This is a genomic window from Thermococcus sp. 21S9 (genome assembly GCF_012027635.1).
Lineage (GTDB): Archaea > Methanobacteriota_B > Thermococci > Thermococcales > Thermococcaceae > Thermococcus.
The window spans coordinates 1-398 of record NZ_SNUS01000062.1 but is presented as its reverse complement, the minus strand read 5'-3'; the positions used below and the strand labels follow the sequence as shown (position 1 = coordinate 398).

1 pseudogene is annotated in these 398 nt (G+C 42.7%); it reads left to right on the top strand.

The window, feature by feature from the left end:
- Nucleotides 1-267: pseudogene (locus tag E3E28_RS10980) on the top strand (ATP pyrophosphatase); the annotation flags it as partial.
- Nucleotides 268-398: the final 131 nt, after the last annotated feature.

The following is a 398-nucleotide window of genomic DNA, read 5'->3' as shown; positions in this document are numbered from 1 at the left end:
ATAAACGCTGGCTTCGAGTATTCAATAATTGCCGTGAACAAGGAAAAGCTTTCCAAAGAGTGGCTCGGCTACACCTTTCGCTCAATTAGAGATTTGGAGCAGTTTTTGAAGGCAAATCCCAATGTTGATTCGGTTGGAGAGTTTGCAGAGTTCCACACGGTGGTTTTGAAATGTCCGCTATTTGAGAAAAGCTTTGAGCTAAAGCCAGCGGAAGTTGAGGAGAGTGAAAGATATTGGTGGCTGAGGTTCAGGCTGGTGAAAGTATGAAAGCTGAAGAAATTCTCCGAAGACTTGAACCAAAATGTATAACCCTCGAAAAGATGCTTGATACCGCGATGGAGCTTTACATTGGAGAAGATACTGAGAAAATTAGAGAGAAGCTTAAGTCTCTGATGCTC